The following is an 18,575-nucleotide window of genomic DNA, read 5'->3' on the forward strand; positions in this document are numbered from 1 at the left end:
TGGTCAGCAATAGAGAAAAACTAACGACATATCCCCGCACATAGTGCAGACCCAAACAGGGTAGATGCTTGTACGAACGGAGCATTTCTTACAGGCACAAAAAACCGGGCACTGGGCCCGGTTCCTTGTTTCAGACTGATGTCTTACTCAGCGGATACAGCTTCACCGCCGACAGCACGATCAACCAGTTCGACGTACGCCATAGGCGCGTTGTCGCCAGCGCGGAAACCGCACTTGAGGATGCGCAGGTAGCCACCCTCACGGGTAGCGTAACGCTTGCCCAGGTCGTTGAAGAGCTTACCAACGATAGCTTTCGAACGAGTACGGTCGAAAGCCAGACGACGGTTAGCAACGCTGTCTGTCTTGGCCAGAGTGATCAGCGGCTCGGCAACGCGGCGCAGTTCTTTGGCTTTTGGCAGAGTAGTTTTGATCAGCTCGTGCTCGAACAGCGACACCGCCATGTTCTGGAACATGGCCTTGCGGTGCGAGCTGGTGCGGCTCAGGTGACGCCCACTTTTACGATGACGCATGGTTCATTCCTTACCAAACACTACGTTCGGTGATTACGACGATCAGGCAGTCGCCTTGTCGTCCTTCTTAAGACTTGCAGGCGGCCAGTTGTCGAGGCGCATGCCGAGGGACAGACCGCGGGAGGCCAGAACGTCCTTGATTTCAGTCAAGGATTTCTTGCCCAGGTTCGGAGTCTTCAACAGCTCTACTTCGGTACGCTGAATCAGGTCGCCGATGTAGTAGATGTTTTCCGCCTTAAGGCAGTTAGCCGAACGTACAGTCAGTTCCAGATCGTCAACCGGGCGAAGCAGGATCGGATCGATCTCGTCTTCCTGCTCGACAACCACTGGCTCACTGTCACCTTTGAGGTCGACGAACGCAGCCAACTGCTGTTGCAGGATGGTTGCAGCGCGGCGGATAGCCTCTTCAGGATCCAGAGTACCGTTGGTTTCCAGATCAATAACCAGCTTGTCCAGGTTGGTACGCTGTTCGACACGGGCGTTTTCCACCACATATGCGATACGGCGAACCGGGCTGAACGAAGAGTCAAGCTGCAAGCGACCGATGCTGCGGCTTTCGTCTTCATCGCTCTGACGCGAGTCTGCTGGTTCATAACCACGACCACGAGCTACGGTGAGCTTCATGTTCAGGGCGCCGTTAGACGCCAGGTTAGCGATTACGTGATCGGGATTAACGATCTCGACATCATGATCCAGCTGAATATCGGCAGCGGTAACCACCCCCGAACCCTTCTTCGACAAGGTCAGCGTAACTTCGTCACGACCGTGCAGCTTGATGGCCAGACCTTTAAGGTTCAACAGGATTTCAATTACGTCTTCCTGTACACCTTCGATGGCGCTGTACTCGTGGAGCACACCGTCAATCTCGGCCTCGACTACTGCGCAGCCGGGCATTGAGGACAACAGGATGCGGCGCAGCGCGTTGCCCAGGGTGTGGCCAAAACCACGCTCGAGAGGCTCGAGAGTGATCTTGGCGCGGGTTGGACTGACAACCTGCACATCAATGTGGCGGGGTGTCAGGAACTCATTTACCGAAATCTGCATGGATGCACCTATTTTCTAGCCCTTACTTGGAGTAGAGCTCGACAATCAGGCTTTCGTTGATGTCGGCGGACAGATCACTGCGAGCAGGAACGTTCTTGAAAACGCCCGACTTCTTCTCAGTGTCTACTTCTACCCATTCTACGCGGCCACGTTGGGCACACAGATCGAGAGCTTGGACAATGCGAAGTTGGTTTTTTGCTTTCTCGCGAACAGCAACCACGTCACCAGCACGAACCTGGTAGGACGGAACGTTCACGGTCTGACCGTTAACGCTGATCGACTTGTGCGATACCAGCTGACGGGATTCGGCACGAGTCGAACCAAAGCCCATACGGTATACAACGTTGTCCAGACGGCATTCGAGCAGTTGCAGCAGGTTCTCACCGGTTGCACCTTTCTTGCCAGCAGCTTCTTTGTAGTAGCCGCTGAACTGACGCTCGAGAACGCCGTAGATACGACGGACCTTCTGCTTTTCACGCAGTTGGGTGCCGTAGTCGGACTGGCGACCGCGGCGTTGGCCGTGGATACCAGGTGCTGCTTCAATGTTGCACTTCGATTCGATCGCGCGCACGCCGCTCTTCAGGAAGAGATCGGTGCCTTCGCGACGAGCGAGTTTGCATTTTGGACCAATGTAACGAGCCATTCTTTACAATCTCCTGGATTACACGCGGCGCTTCTTCGGCGGACGGCACCCGTTGTGCGGGATTGGCGTCACGTCGGTGATGCTGGCGATCTTGTAGCCACAGCCGTTCAAAGCGCGGACTGCGGATTCACGACCTGGACCTGGACCCTTGACGTTCACGTCGAGGTTTTTCAGGCCGTATTCCAGCGCAGCTTGACCAGCACGCTCAGCAGCTACTTGAGCAGCGAACGGGGTGGACTTGCGGGAACCGCGGAAACCCGAACCACCGGAGGTAGCCCAGGAAAGAGCGTTACCTTGACGGTCGGTGATGGTCACGATGGTGTTGTTAAAAGAAGCATGGATGTGGGCGATGCCATCAACCACTGTCTTTTTAACTTTTTTACGAGGACGAGCAGCAGGTTTTGCCATGATTAAATTCCTGTCGATTCGCTGGGGCGATTACTTGCGGATCGGCTTACGCGGACCTTTACGGGTACGCGCGTTGGTCTTGGTACGCTGACCGCGTACTGGCAGACCACGACGATGACGCAGACCGCGATAGCAACCGAGGTCCATCAAGCGCTTGATTTTCATGTTGATTTCGCGACGCAGGTCACCTTCAGTGGTGAACTTCGCCACTTCGCCACGCAGCTGTTCAATCTGCTCGTCGCTCAGATCCTTGATCTTTGCGGCTGGGTTTACCCCAGTCTCTGCACAGATCTTCTGTGCAGTAGTGCGACCAACACCATAGATGTAGGTCAGCGAGATAACAGTATGCTTGTTATCTGGAATGTTAACGCCTGCAATACGGGCCATTCAGTGGGACTCCAATTGACAGCTACCTACGCCCCGGAAGCCAAGAAATAGGGCGCGAGATAATATCGCTGTAATAACAAATAATCAACCCGGTAGCGCACTAGCTACCGGGCTTGAAGCACAATCACACTCAGCCTTGGCGCTGTTTGTGACGCGGTTCCGCGCTGCAAATTACTCGAACAACACCTTCGCGGCGAATAATCTTGCAGTTACGGCACAGCTTTTTCACCGATGCACGAACTTTCATCACCAACTCCTCGAACCTTATGGGTACTCAGCGCAACATGCCGCTGCCGTAACCCTTCAGGTTGGCTTTCTTCATCAGGGATTCGTACTGGTGCGAAACGAGGTGCGATTGTACTTGGGACATGAAGTCCATCACAACCACGACCACGATCAGCAACGAGGTCCCGCCAAGGTAGAACGGAACGTTTGCCGCTACCACCAGGAACTGGGGCAACAAGCACACGGCCGTCATGTAAAGAGCACCGAACATGGTCAAGCGAGTCAAAACGCCATCAATATAGCGCGCGGACTGCTCACCTGGACGGATGCCCGGAATAAAGGCACCGGACTTCTTCAGGTTTTCCGCTACGTCTTTCGGATTGAACATCAACGCCGTATAGAAGAAGCAGAAGAAAATAATCCCTGCACTAAACAGCAGAATATTCAACGGCTGACCAGGAGCGATCGACTGCGAGATGTCCTGCAACCAGCCCATACCTTCAGACTGACCGAACCAGGCACCCAACGAAGCCGGGAACAGCAAAATGCTGCTCGCGAAAATAGCCGGAATAACACCGGCCATGTTCACCTTCAGCGGCAAGTGGCTTGTCTGCGCAGCAAAAACCTTGCGGCCCTGCTGACGCTTGGCGTAGTGAACAGCGATACGACGCTGACCACGCTCAATAAACACCACGAAACCGATAATCGCTACTGCCAGCAAACCGATGGCAACCAAAGCGAAGATGTTGATATCGCCCTGACGCGCAGACTCGAAAGACTGCCCGATTGCTCTCGGAAGACCGGCGACGATACCCGAAAAAATCAACATCGAGATACCGTTGCCTACACCACGCTCAGTAATCTGCTCACCCAGCCACATCATGAACATCGCGCCAGCCACAAACGTGGAGACCGCAACGAAATGGAAGCCAAAGTCACCAGTGAACGCAACGCCCTGCCCCGCCAGACCAATGGACATGCCAATGGCCTGAACGAGAGCGAGGACGACGGTGCCGTAGCGGGTGTACTGGCTGATCTTGCGACGGCCAGCTTCACCTTCCTTCTTCAACTGCTCCAGCTGCGGGCTGACGGCGGTCATCAACTGCATGATGATCGATGCCGAAATGTACGGCATGATCCCCAGTGCAAAGATGCTCATCCGCTCCAGCGCGCCGCCGGAAAACATGTTGAACAAGCTAAGAATGGTCCCCTCATTCTGTCGAAACAGGTCCGCGAGTCGATCCGGGTTGATACCTGGAACCGGGATGTGTGCGCCTATTCGGTAGACGATAATCGCCAGGAACAGAAAACGCAGACGAGCCCAAAGTTCAGACATACCGCCTTTGCCGAGCGCAGAGAGAGCACCTTGCTTAGCCATTTATTCCTCGAACTTGCCGCCAGCTGCTTCGATAGCCGCACGCGCACCTTTGGTGGCGCCGATTCCCTTGCCGATAGTGACAGCGCGAGCCACTTCACCGGACAGCATGATTTTCACGCGCTGTACGTTGACGTTGATCACGTTGGCATCTTTCAGGGACTGCACGGTGACGATGTCGCCTTCCACTTTAGCCAGCTCGGACAGACGCACTTCTGCGCGGTCCATGGCTTTCAGGGAAACGAAACCGAACTTCGGCAGGCGACGATGCAGCGGCTGTTGACCGCCTTCAAAGCCTGGAGCGATGGTGCCACCGGAGCGGGAAGTCTGACCTTTGTGACCACGGCCACCAGTCTTACCCAAACCACTACCGATACCACGGCCCGGACGATGCTTTTCGCGACGGGAACCCGGCGCTGGACTCAGATCATTGAGTTTCATCGATTAACCCTCGACACGCAGCATGTAGTAAGCCTTGTTGATCATCCCGCGATTCTCGGGAGTATCCTGGACTTCTACAGTGTGACCGATGCGACGCAGACCCAGACCCTTAACGCACAGTTTGTGGTTAGGGATGCGGCCGGTCATGCTTTTGATCAGCGTAACTTTAACGGTAGCCATGATTACTTGATCTCCTCAACACGCAGGCCACGCTTGGCTGCAATGGATTCAGGAGACTGCATAGCTTTCAGACCCTTGAAAGTGGCGTGAACCACGTTTACTGGGTTAGTCGAGCCGTAGCACTTGGCCAGAACGTTCTGAACGCCAGCAACTTCGAGGACAGCACGCATAGCGCCGCCAGCGATGATACCGGTACCTTCAGAAGCAGGCTGCATGTACACCTTCGAAGCGCCATGGGCAGACTTCATTGCGTACTGCAGAGTGGTGCCGTTCAGATCAACCTGGATCATGTTGCGGCGAGCAGCTTCCATTGCCTTCTGGATCGCAGCAGGCACTTCACGCGACTTGCCACGGCCGAAGCCAACACGCCCTTTACCATCACCAACCACGGTCAACGCGGTGAAAGTGAAGATACGGCCGCCTTTAACGGTTTTGGCTACGCGGTTAACTTGAACCAGCTTCTCGATGTAGCCTTCGTCGCGCTTTTGGTCGTTATTTGACATAACTTAGAACTCCAGCCCAGCTTCACGAGCAGCATCAGCCAGCGCTTTAACGCGGCCATGGTACTTGAAGCCAGAGCGGTCGAAAGCCACCTGCGAGACGCCAGCGGCCTTAGCACGCGTAGCGACCAGCTGGCCAACCTTAGTGGCCGCGTCGATGTTGCCAGTGGCGCCATCACGCAGTTCTTTATCCAAAGTCGAGGCGCTTGCCAGGACTTTGTTGCCGTCGGCCGAAATGACCTGGGCGTAGATGTGCTGCGAAGAGCGGAACACGCAGAGACGCACGACTTCGAGTTCGTGCATTTTCAGGCGTGCTTTGCGAGCGCGACGCAGTCGAGTAACTTTTTTGTCGGTCATTTGCTATGCCCTACTTCTTCTTGGCTTCTTTACGACGGACGACTTCGTCCGCGTAGCGCACACCTTTGCCTTTGTACGGCTCTGGTGGACGGAAGTCGCGGATCTCGGCGGCCACTTGACCTACCAGCTGCTTGTCGATGCCCTTGATCAGGATATCGGTCTGGCTAGGAGTCTCAGCGGTGATGCCTTCCGGCAGTTCGTAATCCACTGGGTGCGAGAAGCCAAGAGCCAAGTTCAGCACCTGACCTTTTGCTTGCGCTTTATAACCAACACCGATCAGCTGGAGCTTGCGCTCGAAGCCTTGGCTTACGCCCTGGACCATGTTGTTTACCAACGCACGAGTGGTACCGGCCATTGCGCGAGTCTGCTGATCGCCATTGCGAGCAGCAAAACGCAGCTCACCGGCTTCTTCAACGATCTCAACGGACGAATGGACGTTCAGTTCAAGAGTACCCTTGGCACCCTTCACCGAAAGCTGTTGGCCTGCGAATTTTACTTCGACACCGGCTGGCAGCTTAACGGGGTTCTTAGCGACGCGAGACATGCTTATCCCCCCTTAGAACACAGTGCAAAGAACTTCGCCGCCGACACCGGCAGCGCGCGCAGCACGATCAGTCATCACACCTTTGTTGGTGGAGACGATAGACACGCCGAGACCGCCACGTACTTTTGGCAGTTCTTCGACGGACTTGTACTGACGCAAGCCTGGACGGCTAACGCGCTTGACTTCTTCGATAACCGGACGGCCTTCGAAATATTTCAGCTCGATAGACAGCAGTGGTTTGGTTTCGCTGCTGATCTGATAACCCGCGATGTAACCTTCGTCCTTAAGAACTTTAGCTACAGCCACCTTCAACGTGGAAGAAGGCATGCTTACGACGGACTTTTCAGCCATCTGGGCATTACGGATTCGAGTTAGCATGTCCGCTAACGGGTCCTGCATACTCATGGGCTAGACGCTCCTAATACAGAAAAATTAGCCTTGCGGCTACTACTTGTCGCCGAGAAATTCCGGGCAGAAAAACACGGGCTCAGGCGAGCCGGTCATTCTAGACACACCCCAGAAATGAATCAAGCCCCAAAAGGGGCTTGATTCATGTTCAAGGCCACCGATGGTCAGGTTCTTGCGACCCCGACCATCGAGACTTTGACAGCAATTACCAGCTGGCTTTAACCAGACCTGGAACGTCACCACGCATTGCAGCTTCACGCAGCTTGTTACGGCCCAGGCCGAACTTGCGGTAAACGCCATGCGGACGACCGGTCAGACGGCAACGGTTACGCATGCGCGAAGCGCTAGCGTCACGTGGTTGCTTCTGCAGAGCTACGGTAGCTTCCCAACGCGCTTCTGGACTTGCGTTCAGATCGACGATGATAGCTTTCAGCGCTGCACGCTTGACGGCGTACTTGGCAACGGTGAGTTGACGCTTCAGCTCACGGTTTTTCATGCTCTTCTTGGCCATTTTCCTACTCCAATCAGTTGCGGAACGGGAATTTGAAAGCACGCAGCAGAGCGCGGCCTTCGTCATCGTTCTTGGCAGTGGTGGTCAGGGTAATGTCCAGACCGCGGAGAGCATCGATCTTGTCGTAGTCGATTTCCGGGAAAATGATCTGCTCTTTCACGCCCATGCTGTAGTTGCCACGACCGTCGAAGGACTTGGCATTCAGGCCGCGGAAGTCGCGAACCCGAGGCAGGGAGATCGACAGCAGACGATCCAGGAACTCGTACATACGCTCACGGCGCAGGGTCACTTTGACGCCGATCGGCCAACCTTCACGGACTTTAAAGCCAGCGATGGATTTGCGAGCGTAGGTCACAACGACTTTCTGGCCGGTGATCTTTTCCAGGTCAGCAACAGCGTGCTCGATGACTTTTTTGTCACCGATCGCTTCGCCCAGACCCATGTTCAGGGTGATTTTGGTAACGCGCGGAACTTCCATCACGTTGCCAAGCTTCAGTTCTTCCTTCAGCTTGGGAGCGATTTCCTTCCGGTAAATCTCTTGTAGTCGTGCCATGGTCTTCTACCTAGCAGTGTTCAAGCATCAACCGCTTTTTGGGTCGACTTGAAGACACGAATTTTCTTACCGTCTTCCACTTTGAAACCAACGCGATCAGCCTTGTTGGTTTCGCCGTTGAAGATGGCAACGTTGGAAGCGTGCAGTGGCGCTTCTTTCTCGACGATACCGCCCTGTACGCCCGACATCGGGTTAGGCTTGGTATGACGCTTGACCAGGTTCAGACCACCAACAACCAGACGGTTGTCAGCGAGAACCTTCAGCACCTTACCGCGCTTACCTTTGTCTTTGCCGGCGATCACGATGATCTCGTCGTCACGACGAATCTTTTGCATGTCGGATCTCCTTACAGCACTTCTGGGGCGAGCGAGACGATCTTCATGAACTTCTCGGTACGAAGTTCACGGGTCACTGGCCCAAAGATACGGGTGCCGATCGGCTCTTGCTTGTTGTTCAGCAGAACAGCAGCGTTGCCATCAAAGCGGATAATGGAGCCATCAGCACGACGTACGCCGTGACGAGTGCGGACTACAACAGCAGTCATCACTTGGCCTTTTTTCACCTTACCGCGAGGAATTGCTTCCTTCACGGTAACTTTGATGATGTCACCGATACCAGCGTAACGACGATGGGAGCCACCCAGCACCTTGATGCACATAACGCGGCGAGCGCCGCTGTTATCGGCCACATCGAGCATGGATTGAGTCTGAATCATATAATTTCTCCGACCCCTAGCCCTTAGACTTCCACAGCGCGTTCGAGAACATCAACCAGCGCCCAAGACTTGGTCTTGGCCATCGGACGAGTTTCACGAATAGTGACTTTGTCGCCGATGTGGCACTGATTGGTTTCGTCGTGCGCGTGCAGCTTAGTCGAACGCTTAACGTATTTACCGTAGATCGGGTGCTTAACGCGACGCTCGATCAGAACGGTGATGGTTTTGTCCATCTTGTCGCTGACAACACGGCCAGTCAGCGTACGGACAGTTTTTTCGGCTTCAGCCATGATCACTTACCTGCCTGCTGGTTGAGCACAGTCTTCACGCGAGCGATGTCACGCTTAACTTGCGAGAGCAGATGAGACTGCCCCAACTGGCCAGTTGCTTTCTGCATGCGCAGATTGAACTGGTCGCGCAGCAAGCCGAGCAGTTGCTCGTTCAGCTGCTGTGCGGATTTTTCACGAAGTTCATTCGCTTTCATCACATCACCGTCCGTTTAACAAAGGAGGTGGCGAGCGGCAGCTTTGCAGCAGCCAGGGCGAAAGCCTCACGCGCCAGCTCTTCAGAAACACCCTCGATTTCATACAGGACTTTGCCTGGCTGAATCTGGGCAACCCAGTATTCCACGTTACCCTTACCTTTACCCATACGAACCTCGAGAGGCTTCTTGGAGATCGGCTTGTCCGGGAATACACGGATCCAGATCTTGCCACCACGTTTTACGTGACGGGTCAGAGCACGACGCGCTGACTCGATCTGACGAGCGGTGAGACGACCACGAGCAACAGACTTCAGCGCGAACTCGCCGAAGCTGACTTTGCTACCGCGCAGTGCCAGACCACGATTGTGGCCGGTCATCTGCTTGCGGAACTTCGTACGCTTTGGTTGCAACATTTGGCGTACCCCTTACTTAGCAGCTTTTTTACGAGGCGCTGGTGCTTGTGGTTTCAGTTCTTCTTGGCGACCACCAATTACTTCGCCTTTGAAGATCCAAACCTTTACACCGATCACACCGTAGGTGGTGTGAGCTTCGTAGGTGGCATAGTCGATATCGGCACGCAGGGTGTGCAGTGGCACACGACCTTCGCGATACCATTCAGTACGTGCGATTTCAGCACCGCCGAGACGACCGCTCACTTGGATTTTGATGCCTTTGGCACCAATGCGCATGGCGTTCTGTACGGCGCGCTTCATGGCGCGACGGAACATCACACGACGCTCCAGCTGCTGAGCTACGCTCTGGGCAACCAGCATACCGTCGAGCTCCGGCTTGCGGATCTCTTCGATATTGATGTGCACAGGCACACCCATTTGCTTGGTCAGGTCCTGACGCAGTTTTTCAACATCCTCACCTTTCTTCCCGATAACGATACCTGGACGAGCGGTGTGGATGGTGATGCGTGCAGTTTGAGCCGGGCGATGGATATCGATACGGCTTACGGACGCGCTTTTTAGTTTGTCTTGGAGATACTCACGCACCTTCAGATCTGCGAGCAAATAGTCCGCATAAGTCCGACCGTCTGCGTACCAGACGGAGGTGTGCTCCTTGACGATTCCCAGGCGAATGCCAATGGGATGTACTTTCTGACCCATCTCTTCGACTCCGTTACTTGTCAGCAACCTTGACAGTGATATGGCAAGACCGCTTGACGATGCGATCAGCACGGCCTTTGGCACGTGGCATGATGCGCTTCAGCGAACGCCCTTCGTTGACGAAAACGGTGCTGACCTTCAGGTCATCAACGTCTGCGCCTTCGTTATGCTCGGCGTTGGCTACGGCCGACTCCAGCACTTTTTTCATGATCTCGGCGGCTTTCTTACTGCTGAAAGCCAACAGGTTGAGCGCTTCGCCCACCTTCTTCCCGCGGATCTGGTCGGCGACCAAGCGGGCTTTCTGGGCGGAGATTCGAGCGCCCGACAACTTAGCGGCTACTTCCATTTCCTTACCCCTTAACGCTTGGCTTTCTTGTCTGCCACGTGCCCGCGATAAGTGCGGGTACCGGCGAACTCGCCCAGTTTGTGGCCGACCATGTCTTCGTTTACGAGAACTGGGACGTGCTGACGACCGTTGTGTACAGCGATGGTCAGACCGACCATTTGTGGCAGGATCATCGAACGACGCGACCAAGTCTTAATTGGTTTGCGATCGTTTTTTTCCGCCGCCACTTCGATCTTCTTCAGTAGGTGAAGATCAATAAAAGGACCTTTTTTCAGAGAACGTGGCACTGTCGTATCCCTCTATTTACTTGCGACGACGGACGATCATTTTGTCGGTACGCTTATTACCACGAGTCTTCGCGCCCTTAGTCGGGAAGCCCCATGGCGATACCGGATGACGACCACCAGAGGTACGACCTTCACCACCACCATGTGGGTGGTCAACCGGGTTCATGGCAACACCACGAACGGTTGGGCGAACGCCACGCCAGCGCTTGGCACCAGCTTTACCCAGCGAACGCAGGCTGTGCTCGGAGTTCGAGACTTCGCCCAGGGTCGCACGGCACTCAGCCAGTACTTTACGCATTTCACCGGAACGCAGACGCAGGGTCACGTAAACGCCTTCACGAGCGATCAGCTGAGCCGAAGCACCAGCGGAACGAGCGATTTGCGCGCCTTTACCTGGCTTCAGTTCGATGCCGTGTACGGTGCTACCAACTGGAATGTTGCGCAGTTGCAGAGCGTTGCCCGGCTTGATCGGCGCCAGAGCACCTGCGATCAGCTGGTCGCCAGCGCTCACGCCTTTAGGGGCGATGATGTAGCGACGCTCGCCATCTGCGTACAGCAGCAGAGCGATGTGAGCAGTACGGTTTGGATCGTATTCGATACGCTCGACAGTGGCAGCGATGCCATCTTTGTCGTTGCGACGGAAGTCGACCAGACGATAATGCTGCTTATGACCACCACCGACGTGACGAGTGGTAATGCGGCCATTGTTGTTACGACCACCAGACTTCGATTTTTTCTCGAGCAGCGGTGCGTGAGGAGCTCCTTTATGCAGCTCCTGGTTGACCACCTTGACCACAAAACGGCGGCCAGGGGAAGTCGGTTTGCATTTAACGATTGCCATGATGCACCCCTTCCTTACTCAGCACTGCTGCTGAAATCGAGATCTTGGCCTGGCTGAAGGGAGATAACTGCCTTCTTCCAGTCATTACGCTTGCCCAGACCGCGAGCGGTGCGCTTGCTCTTACCCAGAACGTTCAGGGTAGTAACACGCTCAACTTTCACGCTGAACAGGCTTTCGACGGCCTTCTTGATTTCCAGCTTGGTTGCGTCAGTAGCAACCTTGAAAACGAACTGGCCTTTCTTGTCTGCCAGAACCGTAGCCTTCTCGGAAACGTGCGGGCCAAGCAGAACTTTAAATACGCGTTCCTGGTTCATCCCAGCAGCTCCTCGAATTTCTTCACGGCCGACACGGTGATCAACACCTTGTCGTATGCGATCAGACTAACTGGATCGGAACCTTGCACGTCACGTACATCTACGTGTGGCAGGTTACGAGCAGCCAGGTACAGGTTCTGATCAACAGCGTCCGACACGATCAGAACGTCGGTCAGGCTCATGTTGTTCAGTTTGCCCAGCAGGTCTTTGGTTTTCGGAGTTTCAACTGCGAAATCCTGAACCACGACCAGACGATCAGTACGCACCAGCTCAGCAAGGATGGAGCGCATTGCTGCGCGATACATCTTCTTGTTCAGCTTCTGGGAGTGATCCTGTGGACGAGCTGCGAAGGTGGTGCCGCCGCCGCGCCAGATTGGGCTGCGGATAGTACCGGCACGAGCACGGCCAGTACCTTTCTGACGCCATGGGCGCTTGCCGCCACCACGAACGTCGGAACGGGTCTTCTGCTGCTTGCTACCCTGACGGCCGCCAGCCATGTAGGCCACGACTGCTTGGTGAACCAGCGTCTCGTTGAACTCGCCGCCAAATGTCAGTTCGGAAACTTCGATCGCTTGAGCGTCATTTACATTTAATTGCATGTCAGCTTCCCCTTAACCGCGAGCCTTGGCTGCCGGACGTACAACCAGGTTGCCGCCAGTAGCGCCAGGTACAGCGCCCTTGACCAACAACAGATTGCGTTCAGCGTCCACGCGCACTACTTCCAGGGACTGCACGGTCACGCGCTCAGCGCCCATATGACCGGACATTTTTTTGCCCTTGAATACACGACCAGGAGTCTGGCACTGGCCGATAGAGCCTGGGACGCGGTGGGATACGGAGTTACCGTGGGTGTTATCTTGCCCGCGGAAGTTCCAACGCTTGATCGTACCCTGGAAGCCTTTACCTTTGGACTGACCGGTTACATCAACCAGTTGACCAGCAGCGAAGATTTCAGCGTTGATCAGATCGCCGGCCTGGTACTCGCCTTCTTCAAGACGAAATTCCATAACGGTACGACCAGCGGCAACGTTCGCCTTGGCGAAGTGGCCAGCTTGAGCAGCTGTAACACGGGAAGCACGACGCTCGCCGACAGTGACTTGCACTGCACGATAGCCATCGGTTTCTTCAGTTTTGAACTGGGTGACGCGATTCGGCTCGATCTCAATGACCGTGACCGGAATGGAGACACCTTCTTCGGTGAAAATACGGGTCATACCCGCTTTACGACCGACTACACCAATAGTCATGTTGTAAACCTCATGAGTGTACGGGGCTTTCACCCGCTATGGCCGCCCATTTCAGAGCGTTACACGACCAAGACCGAGTCTTAGCCGAGGCTGATCTGCACTTCCACACCGGCCGCAAGATCAAGCTTCATAAGAGCATCAACGGTTTTATCCGTTGGCTGGACGATGTCCAGAACGCGCTTATGAGTGCGGATCTCGTACTGGTCACGCGCGTCTTTGTTGACGTGCGGGGAAACCAGAACGGTGAACCGCTCTTTACGGGTAGGCAGTGGAATTGGACCACGCACTTGAGCACCAGTACGTTTCGCGGTTTCCACGATTTCCTGGGTTGATTGGTCGATCAGGCGATGGTCAAAAGCCTTCAACCTGATACGGATTTGCTGATTTTGCATTGGATTTCAGACTCCGGCTGCTATTCCCACCGGGCGCAATACGCCCGTTAAAAGGAGGCGCAATTCTATAGACGCCCCCGATAGGTGTCAACCCAATAAAAAAGCCCCCGCTAAGCGGGGGCTTTTTCAACTCATCAAAGCTATCTCAACAAAGAGATCACTCGATGATTTTAGCTACGACGCCAGCACCAACGGTACGGCCGCCTTCACGGATTGCGAAACGCAGACCGTCTTCCATCGCGATGGTTTTGATCAGGGTAACAGTCATTTGAATGTTGTCACCTGGCATTACCATTTCAACGCCTTCTGGCAGTTCGCAGTTACCGGTCACGTCAGTAGTACGGAAGTAGAACTGTGGACGGTAGCCTTTGAAGAACGGAGTGTGACGACCGCCTTCTTCCTTGCTCAGAACGTAAACTTCTGCGGTGAACTTGGTGTGCGGCTTAACCGAACCTGGCTTGACCAGAACCTGACCACGCTCAACGTCGTCACGCTTGGTACCACGCAGCAGAACGCCGCAGTTCTCGCCAGCACGGCCTTCGTCCAGCAGCTTGCGGAACATCTCAACACCGGTGCAGGTGGTGGTGGTGGTGTCACGCAGACCAACGATTTCCAGCGGATCCTGAACGCGAACGATACCGCGCTCGATACGACCGGTCACAACAGTACCGCGACCCGAAATCGAGAACACGTCTTCGATTGGCATCAGGAACGGCTTGTCGATAGCACGCTCTGGCTCTGGGATGTAGCTGTCCAGAGTTTCCACCAGCTTCTTGACAGCAGTGGTGCCCATTTCGTTGTCGTCTTTGCCTTCCAGCGCCATACGAGCCGAACCGATGATGATCGGAGTGTCGTCACCTGGGAAGTCATAGGTGGACAGCAGGTCGCGAACTTCCATCTCAACCAGTTCCAGCAGCTCTGCGTCGTCTACCAGATCAGCCTTGTTCAGGAAAACCACGATGTACGGAACACCTACCTGACGGGACAGCAGGATGTGCTCACGAGTTTGTGGCATCGGACCATCGGCAGCCGAGCAAACCAGGATCGCGCCGTCCATCTGGGCAGCACCGGTGATCATGTTCTTCACGTAGTCAGCGTGACCTGGGCAGTCAACGTGAGCGTAGTGACGAATGTTCGAGTTGTACTCAACGTGCGCGGTGTTGATGGTGATACCGCGAGCTTTTTCTTCTGGAGCGCTGTCGATCTTGTCGAATTCAACTACGGCCGAACCGAAAACTTCGGAGCAGACGCGAGTCAGAGCAGCGGTCAGAGTGGTTTTACCGTGGTCAACGTGGCCGATGGTGCCAACGTTTACGTGCGGTAGGGAACGATCAAATTTTTCTTTAGCCACGACAATTAACTCCTAGCCTAAAGGGGGGCTGAATCAGCCTTGTTTTTTAACGAGAGCTTCGACGATGTTCGACGGAGCTTCGGCGTATTTGGAGAATTCCATGGAGTAGCTCGCGCGACCCTGAGACATGGAACGAACGTCGGTTGCGTAACCGAACATCTCTCCGAGCGGAACTTCAGCACGAACGACACGACCGGAAACCGAGTCCTCCATGCCCTGAACCAGACCACGACGACGGTTCAGGTCACCCATCACGTCACCCAGGTAGTCTTCCGGAGTAACAACTTCCACCTTCATGATCGGCTCGAGAACCACGCCACCACCCTTCTGGGCCAGTTGCTTGGTTGCCATCGAAGCAGCGACCTTGAACGCCATCTCGTTGGAGTCGACGTCATGGTAGGAACCGTCAAACACGGTAGCCTTCAGGCCGATCAGCGGATAGCCGGCAACAACGCCGTTCTTCATCTGCTCTTCGATACCCTTCTGAATCGCTGGAATGTATTCCTTAGGAACCACACCACCAACAACTTCGTTGGTGAAAACCAGACCTTCGGTGATGTTGCCTTTTTCGTCGGCATCCGGCTCGGAGAAGCGGATCCAGCAGTGACCGAACTGACCACGACCACCCGACTGACGAACGAACTTGCCTTCGATCTCGACGTTGGACTTGGTGATCTTCTCGCGGTACGAAACCTGCGGCTTGCCGATGTTGGCCTCGACGTTGAACTCGCGCTTCATGCGGTCAACGAGGATGTCCAGGTGCAGCTCACCCATACCGGAGATGATGGTCTGACCGGTTTCTTCATCGGTCTTGACGCGGAACGACGGGTCTTCCTGGGCCAGCTTGCCCAGTGCGATACCCATCTTTTCCTGGTCCTGCTTGGTTTTCGGCTCAACGGAGAGCGAAATCACAGGCTCAGGGAAATCCATACGCTCGAGGATGATCGGCTTGTCGGCGTTGCACAGGGTATCACCGGTGGTGACGTCCTTCATGCCGATCAGAGCGGCGATGTCGCCCGCACGTACTTCCTTGATCTCTTCACGCTGGTTGGCGTGCATCTGAACCATACGACCAACGCGCTCTTTCTTGCCCTTGACCGAGTTGATGACGGAGTCACCGGAGGTCAAGAAGCCCGAGTAAACGCGAACGAAGGTCAGAGTACCCACGAACGGGTCGGTGGCAATCTTGAACGCCAGCGCCGAGAACGGCTCGTCGTCATCAGCGTGACGCTCGTCGTACTGCTCTGGTTTGACTTCGTCTTTCGGCACGTCGATCAGATCAGGGTGGATACCCTTGATCGCAGGGATCTCGGTCGGAGCAGGCAGGAAGTCGATAACGGCGTCGAGAACCAGGGGAACACCCTTGTTCTTGAACGACGAACCGCAGACAGCCGGAACGATCTCGCTGGCCAGGGTGCGCGCACGCAGGCCTGCCTTGATCTCTTCGACGGTCAGCTCACCTTCTTCAAGGTACTTGTTCATCAGTTCTTCGCTGGCTTCGGCAGCCGCCTCAACCATGTTGTTGCGCCACTCGTTGGCCAGCTCTACCAGATTCGCAGGAATTTCTTCCTCACGATAGGTAGTGCCCTTGTCGTCTTCGTTCCAATAGATAGCCTTCATCTTGATCAGATCAACCTGACCTTCGAAGTTATCTTCTGCACCGATGGCCAGCTGTACTGGAACCGGAGTATGACCCAGACGATTCTTGATCTGGCCGACAACGCGCAGGAAGTCCGCACCGGCACGGTCCATCTTGTTCACGTAAACAATACGTGGAACACCGTACTTGTTGGCTTGACGCCATACTGTTTCGGACTGAGGCTCAACACCGGAGGTACCGCAGAATACAACCACAGCGCCGTCAAGCACGCGCAGGGAACGCTCTACTTCAATTGTGAAGTCAACGTGACCCGGGGTATCGATAACGTTCACGCGATAGTTGTCATACTGACCACGGGAACCCTTCCAGAAAGTGGTAACAGCAGCGGAAGTAATGGTAATACCCCGCTCCTGCTCCTGCACCATCCAGTCGGTGGTCGCGGCGCCATCATGCACCTCGCCCATTTTGTGGCTCAGACCTGTGTAAAACAGGATCCGCTCGGTAGTGGTGGTCTTGCCCGCGTCAACGTGAGCACAGATACCAATGTTACGATAGCGGTTGATTGCAGTAGTACGAGCCATAAAGCCCTCGCAAAATTAGTGAAGCTAAAATTAGAAGCGGTAGTGCGAGAAAGCTTTGTTAGCTTCGGCCATACGGTGCACGTCTTCACGCTTCTTAACAGCAGCACCTTTACCTTCAGCAGCATCCAGCAGCTCGCCAGCCAAGCGCAGAGCCATAGACTTCTCGCCACGCTTGCGGGCGAAGTCTACCAACCAGCGCATTGCCAGAGCGTTACGACGGGACGGACGAACCTCGACCGGAACCTGGTAAGTAGCACCACCAACGCGGCGCGACTTCACTTCGACCAGCGGAGCGATGGCGTCGAGTGCTTTTTCGAAGAGTTCCAGGGGATCGGTGCCGGTCTTGCGAGCCGCAACGGTTTCCAGGGCACCATAAACGATACGTTCGGCAACGGCTTTCTTGCCGCTTTCCATAACGTGGTTCATGAATTTGGCGAGGATTTGGCTTCCGTATTTCGGATCGTCCAGAATCTCACGCTTTGCTGCTACGCGACGTCTTGGCATTGATAAGCCCTCAAACGGTCTTCAGGTTAGTTCGGGACAGATCCGCGAGGATGCGCGCCCGACCTTACTCTTATCGACTCAGTAAAATAAAAATCTGCAAAACGGCCGATTACTTCGGACGTTTGGTACCGTACTTCGAACGACCCTGGTTACGGCCTTTAACGCCCGAAGTATCCAAGGAGCCGCGAACGGTGTGGTAACGAACACCTGGCAAGTCTTTTACACGACCGCCACGGATCAGAACCACGCTGTGCTCTTGCAGGTTGTGGCCTTCACCACCGATATACGAGGAAACCTCGAAACCGTTGGTCAGGCGCACACGGCATACTTTACGCAGTGCCGAGTTAGGTTTTTTCGGCGTAGTGGTGTACACACGGGTGCATACGCCACGACGTTGCGGGCAGTTCTGCAGCGCAGGTACGTCGGATTTCTCGACGATACGCTTACGCGGCTGACGTACCAGCTGGTTGATAGTTGCCATCTACTAGCTCCACTGTTGTCTTGCGACGCTATTGTCTTGCAAGAAAAGCAAAATGACAGGAACGGATTCCCGCCAAATTTAGGGGATCAAGAGTCTAAAGAGGATCTTGCCCCCAGTCAAGGCAAGGCCCCGACCTCCCCGCCCATCGAACTTCGACAAATTGTCTCGATTCGATGAACGGCGCGATCAGGGCCTCAGCTCATTTTTCGCAGAA

At 54.9% G+C, this 18,575-nt stretch carries 32 protein-coding genes; all 32 read right to left on the bottom strand.

From position 1 onward, the window contains the following. Positions 1-143: 143 nt before the first annotated feature. The gene (gene rplQ / locus CAF73_RS27755) at positions 144-530 is read right to left on the bottom strand and encodes a 50S ribosomal protein L17 (RefSeq protein WP_007955635.1); all 387 of its coding nucleotides are present in this window, start codon (positions 528-530) and stop codon (positions 144-146) included. A gap of 42 nt (positions 531-572) precedes the next feature. Next, the gene (gene rpoA / locus CAF73_RS27760) at positions 573-1,574 is read right to left on the bottom strand and encodes a DNA-directed RNA polymerase subunit alpha (RefSeq protein WP_003186012.1); all 1,002 of its coding nucleotides are present in this window, start codon (positions 1,572-1,574) and stop codon (positions 573-575) included. 22 nt (positions 1,575-1,596) lie between these two features. Then, positions 1,597-2,217 carry a 30S ribosomal protein S4 gene (gene rpsD, locus CAF73_RS27765; protein ID WP_003176404.1) on the bottom strand — a complete coding sequence of 207 codons (621 nt, stop codon included), beginning with the start codon at positions 2,215-2,217 and terminating at the stop codon, positions 1,597-1,599. A gap of 18 nt (positions 2,218-2,235) precedes the next feature. After that, positions 2,236-2,625, bottom strand: coding sequence for a 30S ribosomal protein S11 (gene rpsK / locus CAF73_RS27770; protein WP_002555466.1), 390 nt, complete (start codon positions 2,623-2,625; stop codon positions 2,236-2,238). 30 nt (positions 2,626-2,655) lie between these two features. After that, positions 2,656-3,012, bottom strand: a complete 357-nt coding sequence (gene rpsM, locus CAF73_RS27775; RefSeq protein ID WP_009045849.1) for a 30S ribosomal protein S13 — start codon at positions 3,010-3,012, stop codon at positions 2,656-2,658. 130 nt (positions 3,013-3,142) lie between these two features. Beyond that, the gene (gene rpmJ / locus CAF73_RS27780) at positions 3,143-3,259 is read right to left on the bottom strand and encodes a 50S ribosomal protein L36 (protein ID WP_002555468.1); all 117 of its coding nucleotides are present in this window, start codon (positions 3,257-3,259) and stop codon (positions 3,143-3,145) included. 27 nt (positions 3,260-3,286) lie between these two features. Beyond that, positions 3,287-4,615 (bottom strand): preprotein translocase subunit SecY, encoded by a 1,329-nt coding sequence (gene secY, locus CAF73_RS27785; protein ID WP_003228718.1) that lies wholly within the window; start codon positions 4,613-4,615, stop codon positions 3,287-3,289. Then, the gene (rplO, locus tag CAF73_RS27790) at positions 4,616-5,053 is read right to left on the bottom strand and encodes a 50S ribosomal protein L15 (protein ID WP_011336169.1); all 438 of its coding nucleotides are present in this window, start codon (positions 5,051-5,053) and stop codon (positions 4,616-4,618) included. Positions 5,054-5,056: 3 nt separating this feature from the next. Next, complete coding sequence (rpmD, locus tag CAF73_RS27795; RefSeq protein WP_003176408.1) at positions 5,057-5,233, bottom strand: 50S ribosomal protein L30; 177 nt, start codon at positions 5,231-5,233, stop codon at positions 5,057-5,059. Between the two features lie 2 nt (positions 5,234-5,235). Continuing rightward, a complete protein-coding gene (gene rpsE, locus CAF73_RS27800; RefSeq protein WP_007955637.1) occupies positions 5,236-5,736 on the bottom strand; it encodes a 30S ribosomal protein S5 in 501 nt (166 codons plus the stop codon). A gap of 3 nt (positions 5,737-5,739) precedes the next feature. Then, the gene (rplR, locus tag CAF73_RS27805; RefSeq protein WP_003186037.1) at positions 5,740-6,090 is read right to left on the bottom strand and encodes a 50S ribosomal protein L18; all 351 of its coding nucleotides are present in this window, start codon (positions 6,088-6,090) and stop codon (positions 5,740-5,742) included. Between the two features lie 10 nt (positions 6,091-6,100). Then, positions 6,101-6,634 carry a 50S ribosomal protein L6 gene (rplF, locus tag CAF73_RS27810; RefSeq protein WP_085697678.1) on the bottom strand — a complete coding sequence of 178 codons (534 nt, stop codon included), beginning with the start codon at positions 6,632-6,634 and terminating at the stop codon, positions 6,101-6,103. A 12-nt stretch (positions 6,635-6,646) separates the two neighbouring features. Further along, entirely contained in the window at positions 6,647-7,039 is a 393-nt protein-coding gene (gene rpsH / locus CAF73_RS27815; RefSeq protein ID WP_011336171.1) for a 30S ribosomal protein S8, read from the bottom strand. A 208-nt stretch (positions 7,040-7,247) separates the two neighbouring features. Then, positions 7,248-7,553: a 30S ribosomal protein S14 gene (gene rpsN, locus CAF73_RS27820; RefSeq protein ID WP_007955639.1), complete on the bottom strand. Its 306-nt coding sequence runs from the start codon at positions 7,551-7,553 to the stop codon at positions 7,248-7,250. A 13-nt stretch (positions 7,554-7,566) separates the two neighbouring features. Continuing rightward, complete coding sequence (gene rplE / locus CAF73_RS27825) at positions 7,567-8,106, bottom strand: 50S ribosomal protein L5 (protein ID WP_003194642.1); 540 nt, start codon at positions 8,104-8,106, stop codon at positions 7,567-7,569. Positions 8,107-8,126: 20 nt separating this feature from the next. Continuing rightward, positions 8,127-8,441: a 50S ribosomal protein L24 gene (gene rplX, locus CAF73_RS27830; RefSeq protein ID WP_003186046.1), complete on the bottom strand. Its 315-nt coding sequence runs from the start codon at positions 8,439-8,441 to the stop codon at positions 8,127-8,129. 11 nt (positions 8,442-8,452) lie between these two features. Beyond that, entirely contained in the window at positions 8,453-8,821 is a 369-nt protein-coding gene (rplN, locus tag CAF73_RS27835) for a 50S ribosomal protein L14 (protein ID WP_002555479.1), read from the bottom strand. Positions 8,822-8,844: 23 nt separating this feature from the next. Continuing rightward, complete coding sequence (rpsQ, locus tag CAF73_RS27840) at positions 8,845-9,111, bottom strand: 30S ribosomal protein S17 (protein WP_003194644.1); 267 nt, start codon at positions 9,109-9,111, stop codon at positions 8,845-8,847. Positions 9,112-9,113: 2 nt separating this feature from the next. Beyond that, a complete protein-coding gene (gene rpmC / locus CAF73_RS27845; protein ID WP_002555481.1) occupies positions 9,114-9,305 on the bottom strand; it encodes a 50S ribosomal protein L29 in 192 nt (63 codons plus the stop codon). Then, positions 9,305-9,718 carry a 50S ribosomal protein L16 gene (rplP, locus tag CAF73_RS27850; RefSeq protein ID WP_003228729.1) on the bottom strand — a complete coding sequence of 138 codons (414 nt, stop codon included), beginning with the start codon at positions 9,716-9,718 and terminating at the stop codon, positions 9,305-9,307. The genes rpmC and rplP overlap by 1 nt, the downstream gene beginning before the upstream one ends. 12 nt (positions 9,719-9,730) lie before the next feature. Continuing rightward, a complete protein-coding gene (gene rpsC, locus CAF73_RS27855) occupies positions 9,731-10,417 on the bottom strand; it encodes a 30S ribosomal protein S3 (RefSeq protein ID WP_085688068.1) in 687 nt (228 codons plus the stop codon). 13 nt (positions 10,418-10,430) lie between these two features. Beyond that, positions 10,431-10,763, bottom strand: coding sequence for a 50S ribosomal protein L22 (gene rplV / locus CAF73_RS27860; RefSeq protein WP_003103908.1), 333 nt, complete (start codon positions 10,761-10,763; stop codon positions 10,431-10,433). A gap of 11 nt (positions 10,764-10,774) precedes the next feature. Further along, on the bottom strand, positions 10,775-11,050 hold the full coding sequence (gene rpsS, locus CAF73_RS27865; protein ID WP_003228731.1) for a 30S ribosomal protein S19: 276 nt from the start codon (positions 11,048-11,050) through the stop codon (positions 10,775-10,777). Positions 11,051-11,066: 16 nt separating this feature from the next. Next, positions 11,067-11,891 (bottom strand): 50S ribosomal protein L2, encoded by an 825-nt coding sequence (rplB, locus tag CAF73_RS27870; protein ID WP_007924198.1) that lies wholly within the window; start codon positions 11,889-11,891, stop codon positions 11,067-11,069. Positions 11,892-11,905: 14 nt separating this feature from the next. Continuing rightward, complete coding sequence (rplW, locus tag CAF73_RS27875) at positions 11,906-12,205, bottom strand: 50S ribosomal protein L23 (protein WP_002555488.1); 300 nt, start codon at positions 12,203-12,205, stop codon at positions 11,906-11,908. Next, positions 12,202-12,804 (bottom strand): 50S ribosomal protein L4, encoded by a 603-nt coding sequence (gene rplD / locus CAF73_RS27880; RefSeq protein WP_003228735.1) that lies wholly within the window; start codon positions 12,802-12,804, stop codon positions 12,202-12,204. Before rplD ends, rplW begins: the two co-directional genes overlap by 4 nt. Before the next feature lie 12 nt (positions 12,805-12,816). Next, a complete protein-coding gene (gene rplC / locus CAF73_RS27885; protein ID WP_007955641.1) occupies positions 12,817-13,452 on the bottom strand; it encodes a 50S ribosomal protein L3 in 636 nt (211 codons plus the stop codon). Between the two features lie 80 nt (positions 13,453-13,532). Continuing rightward, the gene (gene rpsJ / locus CAF73_RS27890) at positions 13,533-13,844 is read right to left on the bottom strand and encodes a 30S ribosomal protein S10 (RefSeq protein ID WP_003186070.1); all 312 of its coding nucleotides are present in this window, start codon (positions 13,842-13,844) and stop codon (positions 13,533-13,535) included. Between the two features lie 157 nt (positions 13,845-14,001). Next, complete coding sequence (gene tuf, locus CAF73_RS27895; RefSeq protein ID WP_028614144.1) at positions 14,002-15,195, bottom strand: elongation factor Tu; 1,194 nt, start codon at positions 15,193-15,195, stop codon at positions 14,002-14,004. 33 nt (positions 15,196-15,228) lie between these two features. Further along, positions 15,229-17,376 (bottom strand): elongation factor G, encoded by a 2,148-nt coding sequence (fusA, locus tag CAF73_RS27900; RefSeq protein ID WP_085697679.1) that lies wholly within the window; start codon positions 17,374-17,376, stop codon positions 15,229-15,231. A 30-nt stretch (positions 17,377-17,406) separates the two neighbouring features. Then, a complete protein-coding gene (gene rpsG / locus CAF73_RS27905; RefSeq protein ID WP_007957592.1) occupies positions 17,407-17,880 on the bottom strand; it encodes a 30S ribosomal protein S7 in 474 nt (157 codons plus the stop codon). Positions 17,881-17,989: 109 nt separating this feature from the next. Then, entirely contained in the window at positions 17,990-18,361 is a 372-nt protein-coding gene (gene rpsL, locus CAF73_RS27910; protein ID WP_003186084.1) for a 30S ribosomal protein S12, read from the bottom strand. Between the last annotated feature and the right edge of the window lie 214 nt (positions 18,362-18,575).

The organism is Pseudomonas sp. B15(2017) (assembly GCF_002113215.1).
GTDB lineage: Bacteria > Pseudomonadota > Gammaproteobacteria > Pseudomonadales > Pseudomonadaceae > Aquipseudomonas.

Coding starts and splice junctions, on each gene's coding strand:
- rplR (WP_003186037.1), bottom strand. CDS start 6,090: ATGACCGACAAAAAAGTTACTCGACTGCGTCGCGCTCGCAAAGCACGC.
- rplC (WP_007955641.1), bottom strand. CDS start 13,452: ATGACTATTGGTGTAGTCGGTCGTAAAGCGGGTATGACCCGTATTTTC.
- rplP (WP_003228729.1), bottom strand. CDS start 9,718: ATGTTGCAACCAAAGCGTACGAAGTTCCGCAAGCAGATGACCGGCCAC.
- fusA (WP_085697679.1), bottom strand. CDS start 17,376: ATGGCTCGTACTACTGCAATCAACCGCTATCGTAACATTGGTATCTGT.
- rpsG (WP_007957592.1), bottom strand. CDS start 17,880: ATGCCAAGACGTCGCGTAGCAGCAAAGCGTGAGATTCTGGACGATCCG.
- rpmJ (WP_002555468.1), bottom strand. CDS start 3,259: ATGAAAGTTCGTGCATCGGTGAAAAAGCTGTGCCGTAACTGCAAGATT.
- rpsM (WP_009045849.1), bottom strand. CDS start 3,012: ATGGCCCGTATTGCAGGCGTTAACATTCCAGATAACAAGCATACTGTT.
- rpoA (WP_003186012.1), bottom strand. CDS start 1,574: ATGCAGATTTCGGTAAATGAGTTCCTGACACCCCGCCACATTGATGTG.
- rplD (WP_003228735.1), bottom strand. CDS start 12,804: ATGCAATTAAATGTAAATGACGCTCAAGCGATCGAAGTTTCCGAACTG.
- rplQ (WP_007955635.1), bottom strand. CDS start 530: ATGCGTCATCGTAAAAGTGGGCGTCACCTGAGCCGCACCAGCTCGCAC.
- rpsC (WP_085688068.1), bottom strand. CDS start 10,417: ATGGGTCAGAAAGTACATCCCATTGGCATTCGCCTGGGAATCGTCAAG.
- rpsD (WP_003176404.1), bottom strand. CDS start 2,217: ATGGCTCGTTACATTGGTCCAAAATGCAAACTCGCTCGTCGCGAAGGC.
- secY (WP_003228718.1), bottom strand. CDS start 4,615: ATGGCTAAGCAAGGTGCTCTCTCTGCGCTCGGCAAAGGCGGTATGTCT.
- rpsE (WP_007955637.1), bottom strand. CDS start 5,736: ATGTCAAATAACGACCAAAAGCGCGACGAAGGCTACATCGAGAAGCTG.
- rpsQ (WP_003194644.1), bottom strand. CDS start 9,111: ATGGCTGAAGCCGAAAAAACTGTCCGTACGCTGACTGGCCGTGTTGTC.
- rpmD (WP_003176408.1), bottom strand. CDS start 5,233: ATGGCTACCGTTAAAGTTACGCTGATCAAAAGCATGACCGGCCGCATC.
- rpsN (WP_007955639.1), bottom strand. CDS start 7,553: ATGGCCAAGAAGAGCATGAAAAACCGTGAGCTGAAGCGTCAACTCACC.
- rplN (WP_002555479.1), bottom strand. CDS start 8,821: ATGATTCAGACTCAATCCATGCTCGATGTGGCCGATAACAGCGGCGCT.
- rpsK (WP_002555466.1), bottom strand. CDS start 2,625: ATGGCAAAACCTGCTGCTCGTCCTCGTAAAAAAGTTAAAAAGACAGTG.
- rplO (WP_011336169.1), bottom strand. CDS start 5,053: ATGAAACTCAATGATCTGAGTCCAGCGCCGGGTTCCCGTCGCGAAAAG.
- rpsJ (WP_003186070.1), bottom strand. CDS start 13,844: ATGCAAAATCAGCAAATCCGTATCAGGTTGAAGGCTTTTGACCATCGC.
- rplV (WP_003103908.1), bottom strand. CDS start 10,763: ATGGAAGTAGCCGCTAAGTTGTCGGGCGCTCGAATCTCCGCCCAGAAA.
- rpmC (WP_002555481.1), bottom strand. CDS start 9,305: ATGAAAGCGAATGAACTTCGTGAAAAATCCGCACAGCAGCTGAACGAG.
- rplX (WP_003186046.1), bottom strand. CDS start 8,441: ATGCAAAAGATTCGTCGTGACGACGAGATCATCGTGATCGCCGGCAAA.
- rplW (WP_002555488.1), bottom strand. CDS start 12,205: ATGAACCAGGAACGCGTATTTAAAGTTCTGCTTGGCCCGCACGTTTCC.
- rplF (WP_085697678.1), bottom strand. CDS start 6,634: ATGTCTCGCGTCGCTAAGAACCCCGTTAAGCTGCCAGCCGGTGTCGAA.
- rpsL (WP_003186084.1), bottom strand. CDS start 18,361: ATGGCAACTATCAACCAGCTGGTACGTCAGCCGCGTAAGCGTATCGTC.
- rpsH (WP_011336171.1), bottom strand. CDS start 7,039: ATGAGTATGCAGGACCCGTTAGCGGACATGCTAACTCGAATCCGTAAT.
- rplE (WP_003194642.1), bottom strand. CDS start 8,106: ATGGCACGACTACAAGAGATTTACCGGAAGGAAATCGCTCCCAAGCTG.
- rplB (WP_007924198.1), bottom strand. CDS start 11,891: ATGGCAATCGTTAAATGCAAACCGACTTCCCCTGGCCGCCGTTTTGTG.